Here is an 18,392-nt window from a genome sequence, read left to right as displayed (position 1 = left end):
AGCCGCCTACGACTTGACCTTCACATAGGAGCCGGGGGCTTCTTCGATAGGGGCGAGCTTGCCCGTCGCTGGATTTCGCGCTGGAACGAGGCCGCCGGACTTGGCGCGCAGCCATTCGGCCCAGTGCGGCCACCAGGAGCCCGGCGTCTCGACCGCGCCGCCCATCCACTGTTCGACGGAATCGGGCAGATCGCCGTTGGTCCAGTGCTGATACTTATTGGCGACCGGGGCGTTGATGACGCCCGCAATGTGGCCCGAACCGGCAAGGGTGAAGGTCACCGGGCCGCCGAACAGCTTGGCGCCGCGATAGACCGAACGGGCAGGGGCGATGTGGTCCTCCTTGGAGGACTGCACATAGACCGGCGTCTTGACGCTCTTCAGGTCGAGCTTGACGTTGTCGAGCACCAGCTCGCCCTTCGACAGCGCGTTCTCCCCGTAGAATTTGCGGAGGTAGAAGAGGTGCAGCGCTTTGGGCATGCGGGTCTGGTCGGAGTTCCAGAACAGCAGATCAAAGGGCTTGGGCTCCTTGCCCATCAGATAGTTGTTCACGAAGAACGACCAGATCAGGTCGTTGGCGCGCAGCGAGTTGAAAGTCTCCGCCATCGCCTGACCGGACAGCACGCCGCCGGCGGCGTCCATCTGCTTCTCAAGGTCGCTCAGCCAGTCCTCGTTGGTGAACAGCAGCAGATCGCCGGCCTCGGCGAAGTCCTGCTGGGCCGCGAAAAACGTGGCCGAGGAGATCCGCGGGTCGTTCTTGGCGGCCATATGGGCCAGCGACGAAGAGAGCAGGGTGCCGCCGATGCAGTAGCCGACGGTGTTGACCCGATCGACGCCGGCCTGGGTCATCGCCGCCTCGGTGGCCGCATAGATGCCCTGGTGCATGTAGTCTTCGAAAGTCTTATCGGCGAGCGTCGGGTCGGGATTCACCCACGAGGCGACGAACACGGTGAAGCCCTGGCCGGTTAGCCAGCGGATCATCGAGTTTTCGGGCCGCAGATCGAGGATGTAGAACTTGTTGATCCAGGGCGGGAAGATCAGCAGCGGGATCTCGTGCACCTGATCGGTCGTCGGATCGAACTGCAGCAGTTGCAGGATCTCGTTCTGGAAGACGACCTTGCCGGGCGCCGTGGCGACATTCTCGCCGATCTTGAACATCTGATAGTCGGTCTGGCTAATCGCCAGCTGACCGCCGCCGCGCGCCAGGTCCGCTGCGAAATTCTCCATGCCCTTGACCAGCGACTCGCCACGGCTGGTCATCGCCTCGCGCAGCGCCGCGGGATTGGACGCCAGGAAGTTCGAGGGCGAGAAGGCGTCGGTCAGCATCTTCATGAAGAACTCGACGCGGCGCTTGGACATGGCGTCGACGCCGTCGACCTCGGCGACCAAGCCGTTCAGCCAGTTCGAGGTCAGCAGATAGGACTGCTTGATCACGTCGAACACCGGGTTTTCGGCCCAGTCGGGGTCGTTGAACCGCTTGTCGCCGCGTTCCGGCTGCACCACCGGTTCGACGGTCTCGCCGCCAGCGCGCCTGGCGGCGGACTGCCAAAGCTCGAGATAGCGCTGGAAGAGGTCGGCCTGCGCGCGGATCAGGCGGTCAGGCTGGGCCATCAGGCGGCCCATGACGTCGGTGAGGGCCGGGGCCACGTGGAACGGGTCGGGCTGTAGTCCGGCCGGGCGCTCGGCCTGGCGAAGCGCCGCTTCAGCGATGGCGCCCTGGGCGGTGAGCGCGGCGCGGGCCAGATTGGTCGAGAGCTTTTCAACCATGTCGCGCTGTTCGGCGCTGAGCTGTTCGAAGCTCGGCGCGGCCGCCGCTGCGGGCGGCGCCTGCCCGGGGACCATCTCCGGAGGCGGGGGAGCGGCCGTCTTCGCCTTTGAGGCGGCCTTGGCCTTCTTCTTCACCTTGGCTTTCGGCGGCGCCGTGGCCTGATCGCTCATCGCCCGTTGTCCTCCCGTATGCGCATTCCTTTGAAGCGAAAGCGCCCACGCTCTTCCGCCCGACGCGATAGTGGCATAAGACCGGGAAGGAAATGAACGCGCCGCTTCGACTTTTTGCATGTTCGTCGCTCGGAGCCTCCGCTCGGGGGGTGCTCGGCTGCATGGCGGTCGCCGTGCTGACGGCCGGTTGCGCGGCCAATCCGTTCGCTGAGGCCAAGGTCGACGCCAATTCCTCAGTCTCGGACGACGTGGCCCGGATGGCGCATGAGTCGCGCGCCTTTCCGACTTTCGCCGATATTCCGCCGCCGGTGCCGACGACGGCGCAGCGGCCTCTGGCCTCCTGGGGCCAGGCGGCTGATCAGCTTGAGATCGCCCGCGCGAAGGTTGATCGGGCCACTGCGCCGAACACCTGGACGTTGACCGGGACAGAGCGTTTTGTGGCGCGCGCGCGCTCGCAGGCTGGCCCCGATGTCGGGGCTGACACCTCGACCACGCCGTCCAGTGAGGCGTTCGCCAAGGAACTACGGGAACGAGCTACACCGCCTCCGTCGCCGAGGTGATGCGGCTGCGGGGGCATAAAAGACCTTGAACCTGCTTGGCTGGCCCCGCCACGGGGGCTATCCATGCGCGACTTCAGCTCCCCACCGCCGCGAGGGTCGCGGCCAGAGCTCAAAATGACTCCCGAATTCCACCGTATCCGCCGCCTTCCGCCGTACGTCTTTGAAGAAGTGAACCGCATCAAGGCGCGGCTTCGCGGCGAAGGCGTCGACATCATCGACTTCGGCATGGGCAACCCGGACATGCCGACGCCCAAGCACATCGTCGACAAGATGATCGAAACGGCGCGCGATCCAAAAGCGGGCCGCTACTCCGCCTCCAAGGGCATTCCTGGCCTACGCAAGGCGATGGCCGGCTACTACAAGAAGCGCTTCGACGTCGACCTGAACCCCGACACCGAGGTCATTGCGACGCTCGGTTCGAAAGAGGGTTTCGCCAATCTGGCCCAGGCGCTGACCACGCCGGGCGACGTCGTCATCTGCCCGAACCCGGCCTATCCGATCCACGCCTACGGCTTCATCATGGCCGGCGGGGTCATCCGCCACGTGCCTGCGCCGTCGCCGGAAGAGTACCTGGCCGGCATCAGCCGCGCCGTGAAACACTCCGCGCCGCCGCCGAGCGTGCTGATCCTGTCCTATCCGTCGAACCCGACGGCGCAGTGGGTCGACCTCGACTTCTACAAGGAAGCCGTGGCCCTGGCGAAGAAGCACGACATGCTCGTGCTCTCGGACATCGCCTACTCGGAGATCTATTTCGAAGACAACCCGCCGCCGTCGATCCTGCAGGTCGAGGGCGCCAAGGACATCGCGGTCGAGGTCAACTCGCTGTCGAAGACCTACGCCATGGCCGGTTGGCGGGTCGGCATGGTCGTCGGCAACGCGCGCATGTGCGCGGCCCTGGCGCGGGTGAAATCCTATCTCGATTACGGCGCCTATACGCCGATCCAGGTTGCGGCGGCCGCAGCGATGAACGGCCCGCAGGACTGCGTCGACGAGATCCGCGCGATCTACAAGTCGCGGCGCGACACCTTGGTGTCGTCGATGAAGCGCGCTGGCTGGGACATCCCGCCGCCGCCGGCTTCGATGTTCGCCTGGGCGCCATTGCCGGAGAAGTTCCGGGAAGCCGGCTCGATGCTGTTCGCCAAGCTGCTGATCGAGGAGGCCGGCGTGGCCGTGGCTCCCGGCGTGGCGTTCGGCGAGTATGGCGAGGGCTACGTGCGTATCGGTCTCGTGGAAAACGAGCACCGCATCCGCCAGGCCGCGCGCAACGTGAAGAAGTTCCTGGCCAATGCCGATGAGATCCTCGGCCGGGCCCACAACACTATGGCGGCGCAATGAGTAAAACTGAGTGGCGGGTCGGCGTCGCGGGCCTGGGTACGGTCGGCGGCGGCCTGCTGAACTTCCTGTCGGATCAAGCCGGGTTCGCCCCGGCCGGTGGCAAGGCTGTGGTGACGGGGGTTTCGGCGCGCTCACGGTCGCGGCCGCGTCCGTTCGATATCTCGAACCTGCCTTGGTATGATGACCCGGTCGAACTGGCGAAGTCGTCGGATGTCGACATCTTCGTCGAACTGATCGGCGGCTCGGACGGCCCGGCCAAGGCCGCCGTCGAAGCGGCGCTGCACGCGGGCAAGCCGGTCGTGACCGCCAACAAGGCGCTGATCGCCGAGCATGGTGCGGAACTCGCCGCCCTGGCCGAATCCAAGGGCGTGCCGCTGCTGTTCGAGGCCGCCGTGATGGGCGGCACCCCGGCGGTGAAGATGCTGCGCGAGGCCATGGTCGGCGACGACGTCAAGTCGGTGGCCGGCATCCTCAACGGAACCTGCAACTACATCCTCTCGGAAATGGACACCGGCGGCCGCTCGTTCGCCGACGTCCTGGCCGAGGCCCAGCGCCTGGGCTACGCCGAGGCCGATCCGACGATGGACGTCGGCGGCTTCGACGCCGCGCACAAGATTTCGATCCTCGCCGCCCTGGCCTTCGGTTGCGCGCCCAACTATGCGGCGGCCGAGATCGAGGGGATCGACCAGGTCGCGCTGCTGGACATCCAGCTGGCCAAGGACCTCGGCTACAAGATCAAGCTCATCGCCTCGGCCGACAGCTCCGACGAGGGCGTGCTGGTGCGCGTCCACCCGACGCTGGTGGCCCAGAGCCATCCGCTGGCTCAGGCTGGCGGCGCGCTCAACGCGCTCTTCATCGAGGGCACGCGGATCGGCCGAATCTTTATCCAGGGGCCGGGCGCCGGCTCCGGGCCGACCGCCGCCGCGGTGGCCGCCGACATCGCCGACGTGATGACGGGCGCCAAGCGTCCCGTCTTCCAGGCCCCGGCGAAGTCGCTCAAGCCGTTCACCCCGGTTGATCCGGCTCGCAGCCTGAGCCGCGCCTACCTGCGCTTCCTGGTCAAGGACGAGCCGGGCGTCATCGCCGCGGTGTCCGAGACGCTGGCCGAGGCCGGCGTCTCGATCGAGAGCTTCCTGCAGAAGCCGGTGGAGAACGCCGCGGGCGTGCCGATCGTGCTCACCACCCACGCGGTGGCCGAGTCGGTGCTGACGGCGGCGATCGACCGCATCGCCAATCTGCCGGCTGTGCTGGAAAGACCGCGCCTCTTGCGGATCGCCCGCATATAAGAATCCAAGGATAATCTGCGCCCTTCGAGGTGCTGGGAGAGACAGATGAGTTCGCAAGATCTGGATCGCGGTCTGGTTCTGGACGCGGTCCGGGTGACAGAAATCGCCGCGATCGCCGCTTGGAAGCTGGTCGGGCGTGGTGACGAGAAGGCTGCTGACCAAGCCGCCGTGGACGCCATGCGCACGGCCCTGAACGATCTCGACATCGACGGCGAGATCGTGATTGGCGAGGGCGAGCGCGACGAAGCTCCGATGCTCTACATCGGTGAGAAGGTCGGCAGCGGCAAAGGCCCGGCCATCGACATCGCGCTCGATCCGCTGGAAGGCACGACCCTGACGGCCAAGGCGATGGCCAACGCCCTGGCCGTGATGGCCTGGGCGCCGAAGGGCAGCCTGCTGAACGCGCCCGACACCTATATGGACAAGATCGCTTGCGGTCCGGGCTATCCGGCGGGCGTGATCGACCTCGACAAGTCGCCGGCTGAGAACGTCAAGGCGCTGGCCGAGGCCAAGGACGTCGATCCTTCGGAAATCACGGTTTGCGTGCTGGATCGTCCGCGCCACGCCGAGATCATCGCCTCGGTCCGCTCGGTGGGCGCGCGCGTCTATCTGATCACCGACGGCGACGTCGCCGGCGTGATCAACACCTCGGATCCGACCACCGGGGTCGACCTCTACATCGGTCAGGGCGGCGCGCCGGAAGGCGTTTTGGCCTGTGCGGCGCTGAAGTGCGTCGGCGGTCAGTTCCAGGGGCGCCTGGTGTTCCGCAACGCGGACGAAAAGGCGCGCGCGGCGCGAGTCGGAATCACCGACCTCGACAAGAAGTACGACCTTCACGAGATGGTCCGCGCCGACGCGATCTTCGCGGCGACCGGGGTCACCAATGGCGCTCTGCTGGACGGCGTGGCCTATGAGGACGGTTTCGTCCACACCCATACCCTGGTGATGAATTCGTCGACCCGCACCGTGCGTGAAGTGCGGATGAAGCGGCCGGTCTAGGCCGTGCCCGACGGGGGTTCGGCTGCGGGCTATCTCGGCGTCGCACGGTCGTTGACCGGCCGTGCGTGGCGCGAGCGTCCAGCTGAACCCTCTGTGGTGCGCCGCCACCAGCTGGCGCTCGGGCTTTCCGAACCTTTGGCGCGGGCGCTGGCCTCGCGCGGGGTCGGCGCCGAGGGCGGCGAGACCTATCTCAATCCCACGCTGAAAGCGCAGTTTCCCGATCCGTCGAGCTTTCTCGACATGGATCGGGCCGCCTCGATCCTGATCGACGCGCTGCTGGCCGACCGGCCGATGACCGTGTTCGCCGATTACGACGTGGACGGCGCCTCGAGCGCCGCCCAATTGGTCCGCTGGTTCCGAGTCATGGGCAAGGAACTGCCGATCTACGTCCCCGATCGCATGACAGAGGGCTATGGGCCGTCGCCGGCGGCGTTCCGGAAAATTCGCGAATCTGGCGTCGACCTCGTCGTCACCGTCGACTGCGGGGCGGCCGCCTACGAGGCGTTGGCTTGCGCCAAGGAGATCGGCCTGGAGGTGGTGGTGATCGACCACCACCTGATGCGCGAGCAGATCCCGGACGTCGCGGCCCTGGTGAACCCCAACCGTCCGGGCTGCGAGTCCGGCCAAGGCGTCCTGGCGGCCGCGGGCGTGGCCTTCGTGCTGCTGGCGGCCCTGAACCGCGAGGCGCGGGGCAGGGGACTGTTCGAGGGGCGGCCGGAGCCTGACCTGCGCCAGTGGCTCGACCTCGCCGCGCTCGGCGCGATCTGCGACGTCACCCAGCTGGTGGGCTTCAATCGCGCCCTGACCGCCCAGGGGCTGAAGGTGATGTCCGCCTGGCGCAACCCGGGTTTGAAGGCGCTGCTGGATGTCGCCAAGGGCTCGGGGCCTGCCAGCGTGTTCCATGCGGGGTTCATCCTGGGGCCGCGCATCAATGCTGGCGGCCGTATCGGTCGCTCGGACCTAGGCGCAAGACTGCTGTCGACGGACGACCCGGAAGAGGCTGCCGCCTTGGCCGCCGAACTCGACGGGCTCAACGCTTCACGCAAGGAGGTCGAGAAGGAAATCTTCGACGAGGCCGTCCGCATCGTGGAGCGGGAAAGCAACCAGGCCGATGCCCCGATGGCGCTCGTGGCCGCTGATGGTTGGCATCCGGGCGTGATCGGCATCGTCGCAAGCCGGCTGCGCGAGCGTTATCGCAAGCCGACCCTGGTGATCGGGATCGACCGCGCCGCGAACGTGGGCAAGGGCTCTGGGCGTTCCCAACCGGGTGTGAACCTCGGACGCGCCGTGCAGGCGGCGTTCGACGAGGGGCTGTTGCTGGCGGGGGGCGGCCACGCCATGGCCGCCGGCTTGTCGGTGCGGCCGGAGCTCATCCCTGATCTGAGGGCGTTCCTCAACGACCGTGTCGCCGCGGAAGCAGAAGTGGCGGCCGCCGAGGACGCCTTGGATATTGATGCGCTGGTCACCGCCGGCGGGGCCGACCGCGGGCTCTGGAAGGCCTTTCAGGCGATGGCGCCGTTCGGGCCAGGCAATCCTGAGCCGATGTTCGCGGCCGCCAACGTCCGCGTCGAGCGACCGATGGCCCTGCGCGGCGGGCATGTGCGAGTCACGCTGACCGACGGCTCTGGCGGTCGTCTCAAAGCCGTGGCCTGGCGGGCTGAAGAGACTGATCTGGGACGTACGCTGCTGAGCGGCGCCGGCGCGATCCATGTCGCCGGCCGATTGAAGCCCGACGACTGGCAGGGACGCGAGAGCGTCGAACTTGAAATCGAAGACGTCGCAGACCCTCGCCGCGTCGGCTGAGCCTTGAGCCAGAAGGCCTTGGCGACTTCGCCTGGCGTTCGAATAACACCGTGCTGAAAAAGGTTTGAGCAAGGCGCTTGCGCACCCGAAGATTCGCCCATATAGACACCGCTCTCGCGGACGCGGTCCCTTCGTCTATCGGTTAGGACGCCAGGTTTTCAACCTGGAGAGAGGGGTTCGACTCCCCTAGGGACTGCCACCGCGAGGCTCCCCAAAAAAGCAGAGTTCACCACGCTGGCGCGAGGATTACGACCGACGCGTGTGTTGCTTGTAAAATGCCCCATTGACGGCACTAGCGTAACGAGAACACTGTTCGAGTTGGCCATATCCGAAAGGATCGGGGGGAGACCGGGGCCAGAGGGGCAGATGTCTGGTTACGAATTCGAGGGAGTAGGTCCACACGAAGAAGCCGTGCGGATCAGCGGGCGTGTGAAGTGGTTCGACGCCGGCAAGGGCTATGGATTTGTCGTTCCTGACGACCCCAATCAAACGGGGCTCAAGGACGTTTTGCTTCACGTCACAAGTCTTCGCAATTCGGGGCGCGAAAGCGCGCTTGAAGGCGCGGTGATCGTTTGTGATGTGATCCGGCGTCCAAAGGGGTGGCAGGTTGCAGAGGTGTTGGAGGTGGACGAGAGTTCCGCTCCACCGCCCTCCGACCGCCGACGACAAGACGAGGGGCATCACGGGCGCAGTTTCGATCGCGGGGGCTTCGGCGCCCGTCCGGCGCGCCGTCCGTTGACTCCGCGCGGCCCATTGGAACGCGCCAAGGTGAAGTGGTTCAACCGCGCCAAAGGCTACGGCTTCGTAGTCCGCGACGGGGAGAGCGGCGACATCTTCGTGCACATTGAAACCCTGCGGCGGTCCGGTATTGAGGACCTGCAGCCGGGCGACGATGTCATGGTGCGGTTCGCCGAGGGGCCAAAGGGGCTTGTCGTCGCCGAGATCGAGTCTGTAGGTCTGGCCTAGAGTTCTTCGGAACTCTCTGCCTTGGGGCGCGGCGTCCGTCGCGCTCCGGACCCATAGCTCGGAGGTTTCCGGTGCCTAGTCAGATGAGGCTGCGACGCGGCCTGACTGTGCTTGTCGGTGCGTTGTCGCTTCTAGCGGCTTGTGCGCAGGAACCGGCGGCGCAGGAAGCGTCTGCGCGCGCCGCGCCGGCGGCAGCCGCACAGACCGTGTCGTCTGCGACGTCGGTCGGCGGAGCTGTCGGCAAGCCGCCCGCCGGCTTCGAGGCGCTGGAGGCGGTGACGCCGACCGGGCGCACGCGCTTCTTTGTCGAGATCGCCGACACCGACGCCGAGCGCGAGAAGGGGCTGATGTTCCGTAAGGACGTTCCGCCCGACCGCGGCATGCTGTTCGACTTCAAGACGCCGCGCGAGGTGGCGTTTTGGATGCGGAACACGCTGATCCCCTTGGACATCATCTACATCCGCGCCGACGGCGTTGTGCTGTCGATTGCACGTAACACCACGCCGCTGTCGGAGGCCCCGATTCCGTCGGGCGGCCCCGTGGTCGGCGTCCTGGAGCTTGCCGGCGGGCGAGCCGGGGAGATCGGCCTGATGCCAGGCGACCGCATCGAGCATCGGATTTTCAAGCGTGACTGAAAAAGACGTCGTTCCCGAGCCGCCGCCCGGATTCGTGCCGTCGGGAAGCCGTGGCCCGTTCTCGAGCCACAACGGTCCCTATTTTCATCGCGCCGAGATGGGCGAGGTGACCGAGCAGGCGTTCTACGCGCTGCCGCGCCACGCTAACGGCCTTGGCCTGGTGCACGGCGGCATGCTGACGGCCTTTCTCGATGGCCTGATGGGCGCGGCCGTGTACCGCGCCGCGCGGCAGACGGCGGTGACGATTCACCTGTCCATCGATTTCCTGCACATGGCGCGGGTCGGAGAATGGGTGATGGGGGAGGCCCGGGTGACGCGCGCGACGCGCGATGTCGCGTTCGTGGAGGCCCGGGCGCACGTTGCCGGCACTGACGTCGTACGCGGTTCGGCGGTGTTCAAACTGATGCGGCGCCACGGCTAAGCACCGGCGCGCGATTTTGTTCAATTGCGGGAAAGGCCAAAGCCTTATATCTCGCCCTCGCCGGCGTTATTCGGGGTGTAGCGCAGCCTGGTAGCGCATCTGGTTTGGGACCAGAGGGTCGCAGGTTCGAATCCTGCCGCCCCGACCACGCCGGTGAAATTTCTAAGAGGGTTCGCATGCTCGCGCGCATCTACCGTCCGGCCAAGAACGCCATGCAGTCCGGCAAGGCTAAGACCAAGGACTGGGTGCTTGAGTTCGAGCCTGCCTCGGCCCGTCGCTCCGACCCGCTGATGGGCTGGACGCTGACCAACGACATGAACGGCCAGATTCGCCTGTCGTTCGAGACGAGCGACGATGCGGTGACCTACGCCCAGGCGCACGGGATTCCGTTCCAGATCACCGAGCCGAAGGCGCCAAAGCGCATCCTGAAGGCCTACGCGGACAACTTCGCCTACAATCGCAAGCAGTCCTGGACGCACTAGCGGCCGGCCAGGCGCCCATAGCTCAACCGGATAGAGCATCCGCCTTCTAAGCGGACGGTTGCAGGTTCGAGTCCTGCTGGGCGCGCCAGGCGGCTGTCCTCCGGCGGCTGTGGTGGATCCAAGTCGCCTGGGGGAATCGCGTGTGATCCGTTTGAAGTCTTCCGCCGCCGTGCTGGCGGTGTTGGCCCTGCTCGTCGCCGATCCGGCGTATGCGGCTGGCCTGTCGGCCCAGGAACAGAAGCTGGTCCAGGCCGCGGCCGCCGAGGAGGGCCGCTCGCTCCAGATGCTGGAGACGCTGGTCAACATCAACAGCGGCACCCTCAACAAGGCCGGGGTGGAAGAGGTCGGCCGCCGGATGCAGGCCGAGCTGATCGCCCTGGGTTTCGACGTACGCTGGATTCCGATGGCCAAGGTCGATCGCGCCGGCCATGTGGTGGCGGTCCACAAGGGATCGGGCAAAGGCAGGCGGATGCTGCTCATCGGCCACCTCGATACGGTGTTCGAGCCCGACAGCCCGTTCCAGAAGTACGTCCGCCGCGGCGATATCGCCGAAGGGCCGGGGGTAAACGACATGAAGGGCGGGCTGGTGATCATGGTCGCCGCTCTGCGGGCCATGCAGGCGGCCGGAACCCTGAAGGACGCCGACATCACCATCGTCCTGACCGGCGACGAGGAGCGGGCCGGGCGGCCGTTGTCGGTGTCGCGCGCCGACCTGATCAGCGCCGCTAAAGCCAGCGACCTAGCTCTGGAGTTCGAGGGCCTCGCTCAGGAGAACGGCAAGGACATGGCGTCGATCGCCCGCCGCTCCTCGACCGACTGGACACTGACGATCACCGCCAAGTCCGGGCACTCGTCAGGCGTCTTCAACGACAGCGTCGGCTATGGCGCCGCCTACGAACTGGCCCGCATCGTCGACGCCTTCCGCGAGGAGGCGCGCGAGCCGAATGCGACGTTCAACGTCGGCTACATGCTGGCCGGGACGACGGCCGCCGCGAACGACAGCGACACCGGCGGCCTCGCCAGCGGCAAGACCAATATCATCCCGGCCCAGGCTGTGGCCCGTGGCGATCTGCGTACGCTCTCCAACGCTCAGACCGAAAGCATCCGTGGGAAGATGCGGGCCATCGTGGCCCAGCCGCTGGGCGGTGCGACCGCGTCCATCGCGTTTGACGACGGCTACCCGGCCATGGCGCCCAGCGAGGCGTCGCGGCAGCTGTTGGCGCGGCTCAACGAGGTCAACCGCGACCTCGGGCTGGAGCCGATGGCCGAGCTCGATCCGCTCAAGCGCGGGGCTGGCGACATTGGTTTCGTCGGCGACATCGTTCCGGGCCTGATCGGGTTCGGCGCGGCGGGCGCCGGCGCTCACGCGCCTGGCGAGACCATGGACATCAGCAGCCTGGATCGGCAGACCAAACGGGCCGCCCTGTTCATGAGCCGGATGGCGCAGCCCTAGCGGGCTGCGACGAAGGCGTCGAGGCCTCTGCGCAGGTCCGCCAACAGGTCCGCCTCGGCCTCGAGACCGATGTGAAGGCGCATCAACGGGCCCTCATAGGTCGGCGCGAACTTGCGCTTGCCGAGTTGCGGGTCGCTGACGATGGCCAGGCTTTCGAAGCCGCCCCACGAGAAGCCCAGTCCAAACAGCTGCAGAGCGTCGAGGAACGCGTCTGCAGCTTGCGGTGAGCCGCCCTTGAGCACGAAGCCGAACAGGCCGCAGGCTCCGCTGTAGTCCCGCGTCCAGAGGTCGTGGTCGGCTGCTCCAGGGAGCGCCGGATGGATGACCTTGGCGACTTCCGGCTGCTCGGACAGCCACTGGGCGATGTTCAGCGCCGCGTCACCCTGGGCCTTGAGCCGGGCTGGAAGCGTGCGTAGGCCACGCAGCATCTGGTAGGCGTCGTCGGCGGAGACCGACCAGCCCAGATTGTGCACGCCATCTTCGAGCTGGCGCACCAGCGCCGGGTCCCGCGCCGCGGTTGAGCCCATGAACACGTCGGAGTGTCCGCCGACATATTTGGTCAGCGCCTGGACGCTGATGTCGACGCCGTGCTCGAGCGGTTTGAAGAGGTAGCCGGCGCCCCAGGTGTTGTCGGTGAGCGTCAGGATGCCCTTCGCCTTGGCCAGCGCAGCGACCGCAGCCAGGTCCATCATCTCGAATGTCAGCGATCCGGGCGACTCCATCATGATCAGCCGGGTCCGTTCGCCGGCCAGCGCGATCAGCGCGTCCGGCGACAGTCGAGAGTCGAAGTAGCGAACACCGATCCCGTAGCGCTTCAGGACGTTGTCGCAGAACCGCCGGCTGGGCTTGTAGATGTTGTCGGCCGCGAGCACGTCGTCGCCGGCCTGCAGCACCGCCAGGACGGCTCCAGTCACCGCCGCCAGGCCTGACGGGTAAAGGCAGACGCCCTCGGCGCCTTCCATCTCGGCCAGAGCGGACTTCAGGGCGTCATGGGCGGCAAGGCCGGCGCGACCGTAGGTCAGGAAGGCATCGTCGTCGTACAGCGCCGCCGCATTGGGCAACAGAACAGTCGACCCCTTCTGGATCGGCGGACCGACAGTCTTCACCAGTTCGCCCTCGCGCGCCCCGGCGCGAACGAGGCGAGTTTCTTGGGCGACGCGGGTTGACGAGGGGGAGCGAACTTGAGCCATGATCGCGTGGCATTAGAGCCTCCACAGCTTTGCAATCAAGGAGGGCGGCCAATCTCGCGGCTCAGTATTTCTACCAAGACCTCCAGCTGCATCGCCGTGGCGCTGTTGCTGGCCGCCTGCGGGAAGGAACAAACCGCGCCGCCGCCCCAGCCCGCGCCGAAAGTCGAGACGCCTGCGCCGGCGGGCGCCTACAAGCCCAAGCCCAGCCCGACCCTTGCCGCCGTGAAGGCCCGCGGTTGGATCTCCTGCGGGGTCAATCCTGGGCTACCGGGCTTCGCCTTCGCCGACGATCGCGGCGGCTGGCGCGGCTTCGACGTCGATATCTGCCGCGCCGTCGCGGCGGCCGTGTTGGGCGACGCCAAAGCGGTACGCTTCACCCCGGTGGATGCGCCGGGCCGCTTTGAGGCGTTGCGCAGCGGCAAGATCGACATCCTTTCACGCAATACGTCCTGGACGCTGGCGCGCGACGCCGGCGAGGGCGTGGACTTCGCAGCGATCACCTATTTCGATGGACAAGGGTTTCTGGCGCCCAAGGCGCTAAACCTGACGAGCGCGGACGAGCTCAACGGCGCGCGCATCTGCGTTCAGCGCGGCACGGCGAGTGAGACCAATGTCGAGGACTACTTCAAGGCCCGCGGGCTGAAGTACACCCTGGTCGTCACCAAGTCAGAGGCCGAGGCGCGTGCGCTCTATCAGGCCGAAGGGTGTGACGCCTTCACTGCGGACGTCTCGGCGCTGGCCTCGGCGCGCTCGGTGATGAACAGCCCGAACGCCCATGCGATCCTGCCGACGGTTATCTCTAAGGAGCCGCTGGCCGTCGCGGTCCGCCAGGACGATCCTGTCTGGACCGACATCGTGCGCTGGACGGTCTACTCGCTGATCTTGGCCGAGGAGATTGGGGTGAGCTCGAAGACCGCGGAGGATCTCGCCAAGAACTCGATTGACCCCCGGGTCCGGCGCCTGCTGGGGGTTGAGGGCGATTTCGGCCCGTTGATGGGGCTGCGGGCGGACTTTGCGCTTCAGGCCATCGCCCAGGTCGGCGCCTATGACGAGGTCTTCGCCCGCAATCTGGGACCGCAGTCGGCGTTGAAGCTCGAGCGGGGCCACAACGCGCTGTGGAACGCTCCGAAACCCGGTTTGCTCTATGCGCCGCCGGCGCGTTAGGCGCCGGTGACGACCGGGGCGTTGGACAGGCCGCCCCACTCGGTCCAGGAGCCGTCGTAGACGGCCGTGCGGACCAACCCGAGGCGGGCGAGCGCCAGGGCGAGCACGGAGGCGGTCACGCCTGAGCCGCAGGTCGTGACGATCGGCTTGGCGAGGTCGACGCCGGATTGTTCGAAGATGGATTTCAGTTCGTGCGCGGGCCGCAGGGTCCCGTCGTCAGCGATGACCTGTTCCCAGGGTACATTCGCTGCGCCCGGCATGTGGCCGGACCGCAGGCCGGCGCGTGGTTCGGGCGCTTCGCCGCGGAAGCGGGCGGCTGAGCGGGCGTCGAGCATGCGCGCCGCGCCCGTCTGCAGGATCGAGCGGACGTCCTCGGCGTCGCGGACCAGGTCGGCGTCGAACCTCGGCGTGACGACGACGGGCTCAGAAACGACCTCGCCGGCTTCGACCGGGCGGCCTTCGGCGAGCCATTTGCGCAGGCCGCCGTCGAGCACGCGGACCTTGTCGTATCCCATGGCGCGCAGGGTCCACCAGACGCGGGCGGCCGAGCGGATGCCATGGACGTCGTAGACGACGATGTCGGCGTCGCGCGACAGGCCGAGCTCGCCGGCGGCCTGGGCGAAGGCTTCGGGCGTCGGCAGCATGTGCGGTAGGTCGGTGTCGTGATCGGCGACATGATCAATGTCGAAAAACACGGCTCCAGGAATATGCCGCTGGAGGTGTTCCTCGCGGCCGTTGCGGGCTTCGGCGGGCATGTGCCAGCTGCCGTCGACGACGCGGACCGAACCGAGGCGCTCGGCCAGCCAGGCCGTGGAGACGACCGGATCCATGACTAGAGCCAACGCGGGATCGGGAAGCCGCGCTCCTTGAGGAACGCCGGGTTGAAGATCTTGCTCTGGTAGCGGGCGCCCTGGTCGCAGAGGATGGTGACGATGGTGTGCCCGGGGCCGAGATCCTTGGCCATGCGGATGGCGCCGGCGACGTTGATGCCGGTCGAGCCGCCCATCACCAGGCCTTCATGCTCGACCATATCGAAGATCACATTGAGCATCTCGACGTCGTCGATGCGGTAGGGATGATCGACGGTTAGGCCTTCGAGGTTGGCGGTGATGCGGCCCTGGCCGATGCCCTCGCTGATCGAAGTCCCGTCCGACTTCAGTTCGCCGTCGGCGTACCAGGAATAGAGCGCCGCGCCGTGCGGATCGGCCAGGCCGATCTTGACGTTCGGATTGCGGGCGCGCAGGCCCTCGGCGACGCCGGCGAGCGTGCCGCCTGAGCCGACGGCGCAGATGAAGGCGTCGACCTTGCCGCCGGTCTGCTCCCAGATCTCCGGGGCGGTCGTCTCGACGTGCGCCTGACGATTGGCGACGTTGTCGAACTGGTTGGCCCAGATCGCGCCCGCCGGCTCCTTGGCGTTCAGCTCCTCGGCCAGGCGGCCGGAGTAGCGGACGTAGTTGTCGGGGTTGGAGTAGGGGACCGCATCGACCTCGACCAACTCGGCGCCAAGCAGACGGATGGCGTCCTTCTTCTCCTGGCTCTGGGTGCGGGGGATGACGATGGTGGTCTTATAGCCGCTGGCCGCCCCGACCATGGCCAGACCGATGCCGGTGTTGCCGGCGGTGCCTTCGACGATCCGGCCGCCAGGACGCAGCAGGCCACGGCGTTCGGCGTCGCGCACGATGTAGAGGGCTGCGCGGTCCTTGACCGACGCACCAGGGTTCATGAACTCGGCCTTGCCGAGGATCTCACATCCTGTCGCCTCGCTCGCACGGCGGAGGCGGATCAGAGGCGTGTTTCCGATGGCGTCGAGGACGCTGCTGGCGACGGTCATGGCCGTCTACTTAAGGCTGGTCGCGCTCGAGGAACAGGGGGGTCAGGTCTTGGCGAGGCTCAGCTGCACCACATTGGTTCGCTCGGTGCGGAACCCGGCCTCGCAATAGCTGAGATAGAACCGCCAGAGCTTGCGGAACCGCTCGTCGAAGCCGAGCGTGGCGATGTCGTCCCAGGCGCTTTCGAAGCGCCGGCCCCATTCCGCCAGGGTGTCGGCGTAGTCGTGGCCGAAGCGGACGATCCCGGTCCAGGCCAGGCCCGCCCCGTTGGTCACGTCTTTCAGACGGGCCTCGGAGGGCAGCATGCCGCCGGGGAAAATGTACTTCTGGATGAAGTCGGCGCGGCGCCGATAGGATTCGAAGATCTCGTCGCGGATGGTGATGATCTGCAGGCCGGCGCGGCCGCCCGGCCGCAGCACATCCTGGATCTTCCCGAAGTAGGTCGGCCAATAGCGCTCGCCCACCGCCTCGAACATCTCGATCGAGGCGACGCGGTCGAACTGACCGTGGACGTCGCGGTAGTCGACCATCCGGATCTCGGCGCGCTCGGCCAGGCCCTGCTCGAAGACGCGCTTGCGGGCGAAGTCGAACTGCTCCTGAGAGATGGTGATGCCGGTCACCTTGGCGCCGACCTCCTTGGCCGCGTACTCGGCGAACCCGCCCCAGCCGCAGCCGATCTCCAGCACGCTGTGGTCGGGCTCGAGGCCCATGCCCTGGGCCAGCGAGCGGTACTTGTTGGTCTGGGCGAGCTCGAGCGCCTCGCCGTCATGGGAGTAGCGCGCCGACGAGTAGGTCATCGTCTGGTCGAGCCACTGGGAATAGAAGGCGTTGCCCAGGTCATAGTGGGCGTGGATGTTCTTGCGCGAGCCCTTGCGGGTGTTGGCGTGAAGGCTGTGGCCGATGAAGTTCACCGCGCGCACCACCGGGTTGCCGATGAAGAAGCGCGCCATGCGGTCGAAGTTCATGCTGACCGTACTGAGCACGGCCGACAGGTCGGGGGTGTCCCACTCGCCGGCCATGTAGCCCTCGGCGAAGCCGATGTCGCCCGCCGCCAGCACCCGCCGCATGAAGCCGAAGTCGTGGACGATGATCCGCCCGTCGACCCCAGGGTCGGCGCCCTTGATCCGCAATTCCTGGCCGGAGGGCGTGACAAAGGTCAGCGAACCCACCCTCCAGTTGAGGGCCATCAGCCGCGCCGCAAAGCGAAATGCGGCGGGCGCGCCGACGAGCGCCGGCAGCTTGCCGAAGGCCCTGGGTGAGGCGGCCAGGGCCGCCAGCGATGGTTCGTGCGCCAAGCTCATGGTCGCAACCCTCGATTTTCACACCTGCAACACTGCATTTGGGATTGAATAGAATCAACTCCAGTACGCGGAAGCTGTGCAGCTGGTTGCAGAGGTTCACGTTTTCGCGCTTGTGAACCGGGCGCACGCGCGCCACTTAGGCCCTGGCGCGAGCGCGCCGCAGATCACCCAAATTCGAGATTGTCATGACCGCACTGACGCTTAATCGCTGGAATCTCTCGATCGGCGACGGCCAGCCGCTGGTCGTGATCGCCGGGCTGAATGTCATCGAAGACCTGGACTTGGCGCTGGAAACCGGCCGCCATCTGAAGGCGGTCACCGCCGAGCTGGGCTTGCCCTATGTGTTCAAGGCGAGCTTCGACAAGGCCAACCGCTCGTCTGTGAAGAGCTTCCGGGGCCCGGGCCTGAAGGAAGGCCTGAAGATCCTGGCCGAGGTGAAGGCGCAGTTGAACGTTCCGGTTTGCACAGACCTGCACGAGGTCGAGCAGGCCGAGCCGGTGGCCGCCGTGGCCGACCTCGTCCAGATTCCGGCCTTCCTCTGCCGGCAGACCGATCTCGTGGTGGCGACCGCCAAGGCGACCGGCGCGGCCGGCGGCCTGGTGCACGTCAAGAAGGCGCAGTTCCTGGCGCCCTGGGACACCAAGAACATCCTCAGCAAGATCAAGGAAGTGTCGGACGTCGGTGTGGTCCTGTGCGAGCGCGGGAGCTCCTTTGGCTACAACAATCTGGTGGTCGACATGCTCGCGATCCCGGAGATGAAGAAGCTCGGCGCGCCGGTGACGATCGACGCCACCCATGCGGTGCAGCTTCCCGGCGCCGACCCGCGGACCGGGGGCGCCTCGACGGGCGGGCGTCGCGACGGCGTCGCGATTATCGCCAAGGCGGCGGTGGCCTCGGGCGCCAACGGGGTGTTCTTCGAGTTCCACCCCGACCCCGACAAGGCGCTGTGCGACGGTCCGAGCTGCCTGCCGCTCGATGGCGCGCGTGACCTGCTGGCCAGCGTCAAAGCCGTTCATGCGGCGGTTCAGTAATC

17 protein-coding genes and 3 tRNA genes are annotated in these 18,392 nt (G+C 66.9%); 15 read left to right on the top strand and 5 right to left on the bottom strand.

Going from position 1 to position 18,392, the window contains the following annotated elements; all coding sequences use genetic code 11:
- Positions 1 to 6: 6 nt before the first annotated feature.
- The gene (phaC, locus tag C0481_RS07930; RefSeq protein WP_293402413.1) at positions 7 to 1,935 is read right to left on the bottom strand and encodes a class I poly(R)-hydroxyalkanoic acid synthase; all 1,929 of its coding nucleotides are present in this window, start codon (positions 1,933 to 1,935) and stop codon (positions 7 to 9) included.
- A 161-nt stretch (positions 1,936 to 2,096) separates the two neighbouring features.
- On the opposite strand from phaC, the gene C0481_RS07925 reads away from it, so the two are divergent.
- The 13 genes from C0481_RS07925 (at position 2,097) to C0481_RS07865 (ending at position 11,875) form a co-directional block, all read left to right on the top strand.
- Positions 2,097 to 2,495 carry a hypothetical protein gene (locus tag C0481_RS07925; protein ID WP_293402411.1) on the top strand — a complete coding sequence of 133 codons (399 nt, stop codon included), beginning with the start codon at positions 2,097 to 2,099 and terminating at the stop codon, positions 2,493 to 2,495.
- 114 nt (positions 2,496 to 2,609) lie between these two features.
- The gene (locus tag C0481_RS07920) at positions 2,610 to 3,830 is read left to right on the top strand and encodes an LL-diaminopimelate aminotransferase (protein ID WP_293402409.1); all 1,221 of its coding nucleotides are present in this window, start codon (positions 2,610 to 2,612) and stop codon (positions 3,828 to 3,830) included.
- Positions 3,827 to 5,116 carry a homoserine dehydrogenase gene (locus tag C0481_RS07915; RefSeq protein WP_293402407.1) on the top strand — a complete coding sequence of 430 codons (1,290 nt, stop codon included), beginning with the start codon at positions 3,827 to 3,829 and terminating at the stop codon, positions 5,114 to 5,116. Before C0481_RS07920 ends, C0481_RS07915 begins: the two co-directional genes overlap by 4 nt.
- 45 nt (positions 5,117 to 5,161) lie before the next feature.
- Positions 5,162 to 6,115: a class II fructose-bisphosphatase gene (gene glpX / locus C0481_RS07910; RefSeq protein WP_293402405.1), complete on the top strand. Its 954-nt coding sequence runs from the start codon at positions 5,162 to 5,164 to the stop codon at positions 6,113 to 6,115.
- A 3-nt stretch (positions 6,116 to 6,118) separates the two neighbouring features.
- Entirely contained in the window at positions 6,119 to 7,918 is a 1,800-nt protein-coding gene (gene recJ, locus C0481_RS07905) for a single-stranded-DNA-specific exonuclease RecJ (RefSeq protein WP_293402403.1), read from the top strand.
- Between the two features lie 124 nt (positions 7,919 to 8,042).
- Positions 8,043 to 8,117: transfer RNA gene (locus C0481_RS07900), tRNA-Glu, on the top strand.
- Positions 8,118 to 8,284: 167 nt separating this feature from the next.
- Positions 8,285 to 8,884: a cold-shock protein gene (locus tag C0481_RS07895; protein ID WP_293402401.1), complete on the top strand. Its 600-nt coding sequence runs from the start codon at positions 8,285 to 8,287 to the stop codon at positions 8,882 to 8,884.
- A gap of 206 nt (positions 8,885 to 9,090) precedes the next feature.
- Positions 9,091 to 9,519 (top strand): DUF192 domain-containing protein, encoded by a 429-nt coding sequence (locus C0481_RS07890; RefSeq protein ID WP_293402399.1) that lies wholly within the window; start codon positions 9,091 to 9,093, stop codon positions 9,517 to 9,519.
- On the top strand, positions 9,512 to 9,940 hold the full coding sequence (locus C0481_RS07885; protein WP_293402396.1) for a PaaI family thioesterase: 429 nt from the start codon (positions 9,512 to 9,514) through the stop codon (positions 9,938 to 9,940). Before C0481_RS07890 ends, C0481_RS07885 begins: the two co-directional genes overlap by 8 nt.
- Before the next feature lie 71 nt (positions 9,941 to 10,011).
- A tRNA-Pro gene (locus C0481_RS07880) sits at positions 10,012 to 10,088 on the top strand.
- 28 nt (positions 10,089 to 10,116) lie between these two features.
- A complete protein-coding gene (locus tag C0481_RS07875) occupies positions 10,117 to 10,422 on the top strand; it encodes an ETC complex I subunit (protein ID WP_293402394.1) in 306 nt (101 codons plus the stop codon).
- 11 nt (positions 10,423 to 10,433) lie between these two features.
- Positions 10,434 to 10,510, top strand: a tRNA-Arg gene (locus C0481_RS07870).
- A gap of 54 nt (positions 10,511 to 10,564) precedes the next feature.
- The gene (locus C0481_RS07865; RefSeq protein ID WP_293402392.1) at positions 10,565 to 11,875 is read left to right on the top strand and encodes a M20/M25/M40 family metallo-hydrolase; all 1,311 of its coding nucleotides are present in this window, start codon (positions 10,565 to 10,567) and stop codon (positions 11,873 to 11,875) included.
- Here the strand turns inward: C0481_RS07865 and metC are convergent.
- Positions 11,872 to 13,065: a cystathionine beta-lyase gene (metC, locus tag C0481_RS07860; RefSeq protein WP_293402390.1), complete on the bottom strand. Its 1,194-nt coding sequence runs from the start codon at positions 13,063 to 13,065 to the stop codon at positions 11,872 to 11,874. The two genes, C0481_RS07865 and metC, sit on opposite strands and share 4 nt — an antisense overlap.
- Positions 13,066 to 13,161: 96 nt before the next feature.
- On the opposite strand from metC, the gene C0481_RS07855 reads away from it, so the two are divergent.
- Positions 13,162 to 14,229 carry an amino acid ABC transporter substrate-binding protein gene (locus tag C0481_RS07855; protein ID WP_293402388.1) on the top strand — a complete coding sequence of 356 codons (1,068 nt, stop codon included), beginning with the start codon at positions 13,162 to 13,164 and terminating at the stop codon, positions 14,227 to 14,229.
- On the opposite strand, the gene sseA is transcribed toward C0481_RS07855, so the two are convergent.
- The 3 genes from sseA to C0481_RS07840 are packed head-to-tail and all read right to left on the bottom strand — an operon-like array spanning position 14,226 to position 17,359.
- Positions 14,226 to 15,059 carry a 3-mercaptopyruvate sulfurtransferase gene (gene sseA / locus C0481_RS07850; RefSeq protein WP_293402386.1) on the bottom strand — a complete coding sequence of 278 codons (834 nt, stop codon included), beginning with the start codon at positions 15,057 to 15,059 and terminating at the stop codon, positions 14,226 to 14,228. The two genes, C0481_RS07855 and sseA, sit on opposite strands and share 4 nt — an antisense overlap.
- A gap of 2 nt (positions 15,060 to 15,061) precedes the next feature.
- Positions 15,062 to 16,060 carry a cysteine synthase A gene (locus C0481_RS07845; RefSeq protein ID WP_293402384.1) on the bottom strand — a complete coding sequence of 333 codons (999 nt, stop codon included), beginning with the start codon at positions 16,058 to 16,060 and terminating at the stop codon, positions 15,062 to 15,064.
- A gap of 42 nt (positions 16,061 to 16,102) precedes the next feature.
- A complete protein-coding gene (locus C0481_RS07840) occupies positions 16,103 to 17,359 on the bottom strand; it encodes a cyclopropane-fatty-acyl-phospholipid synthase family protein (RefSeq protein WP_293402382.1) in 1,257 nt (418 codons plus the stop codon).
- Between the two features lie 185 nt (positions 17,360 to 17,544).
- On the opposite strand from C0481_RS07840, the gene kdsA reads away from it, so the two are divergent.
- Entirely contained in the window at positions 17,545 to 18,390 is an 846-nt protein-coding gene (gene kdsA, locus C0481_RS07835) for a 3-deoxy-8-phosphooctulonate synthase (protein ID WP_293402380.1), read from the top strand.
- The last annotated feature ends 2 nt before the right edge of the window (positions 18,391 to 18,392 follow it).

It is taken from the genome of Phenylobacterium sp. (assembly GCF_013822795.1).
Classification (GTDB): Bacteria; Pseudomonadota; Alphaproteobacteria; order Caulobacterales; family Caulobacteraceae; genus Phenylobacterium.
Note: the sequence above shows the minus strand (reverse complement) of the source record. Positions and strands in the feature narration are given on the sequence as shown.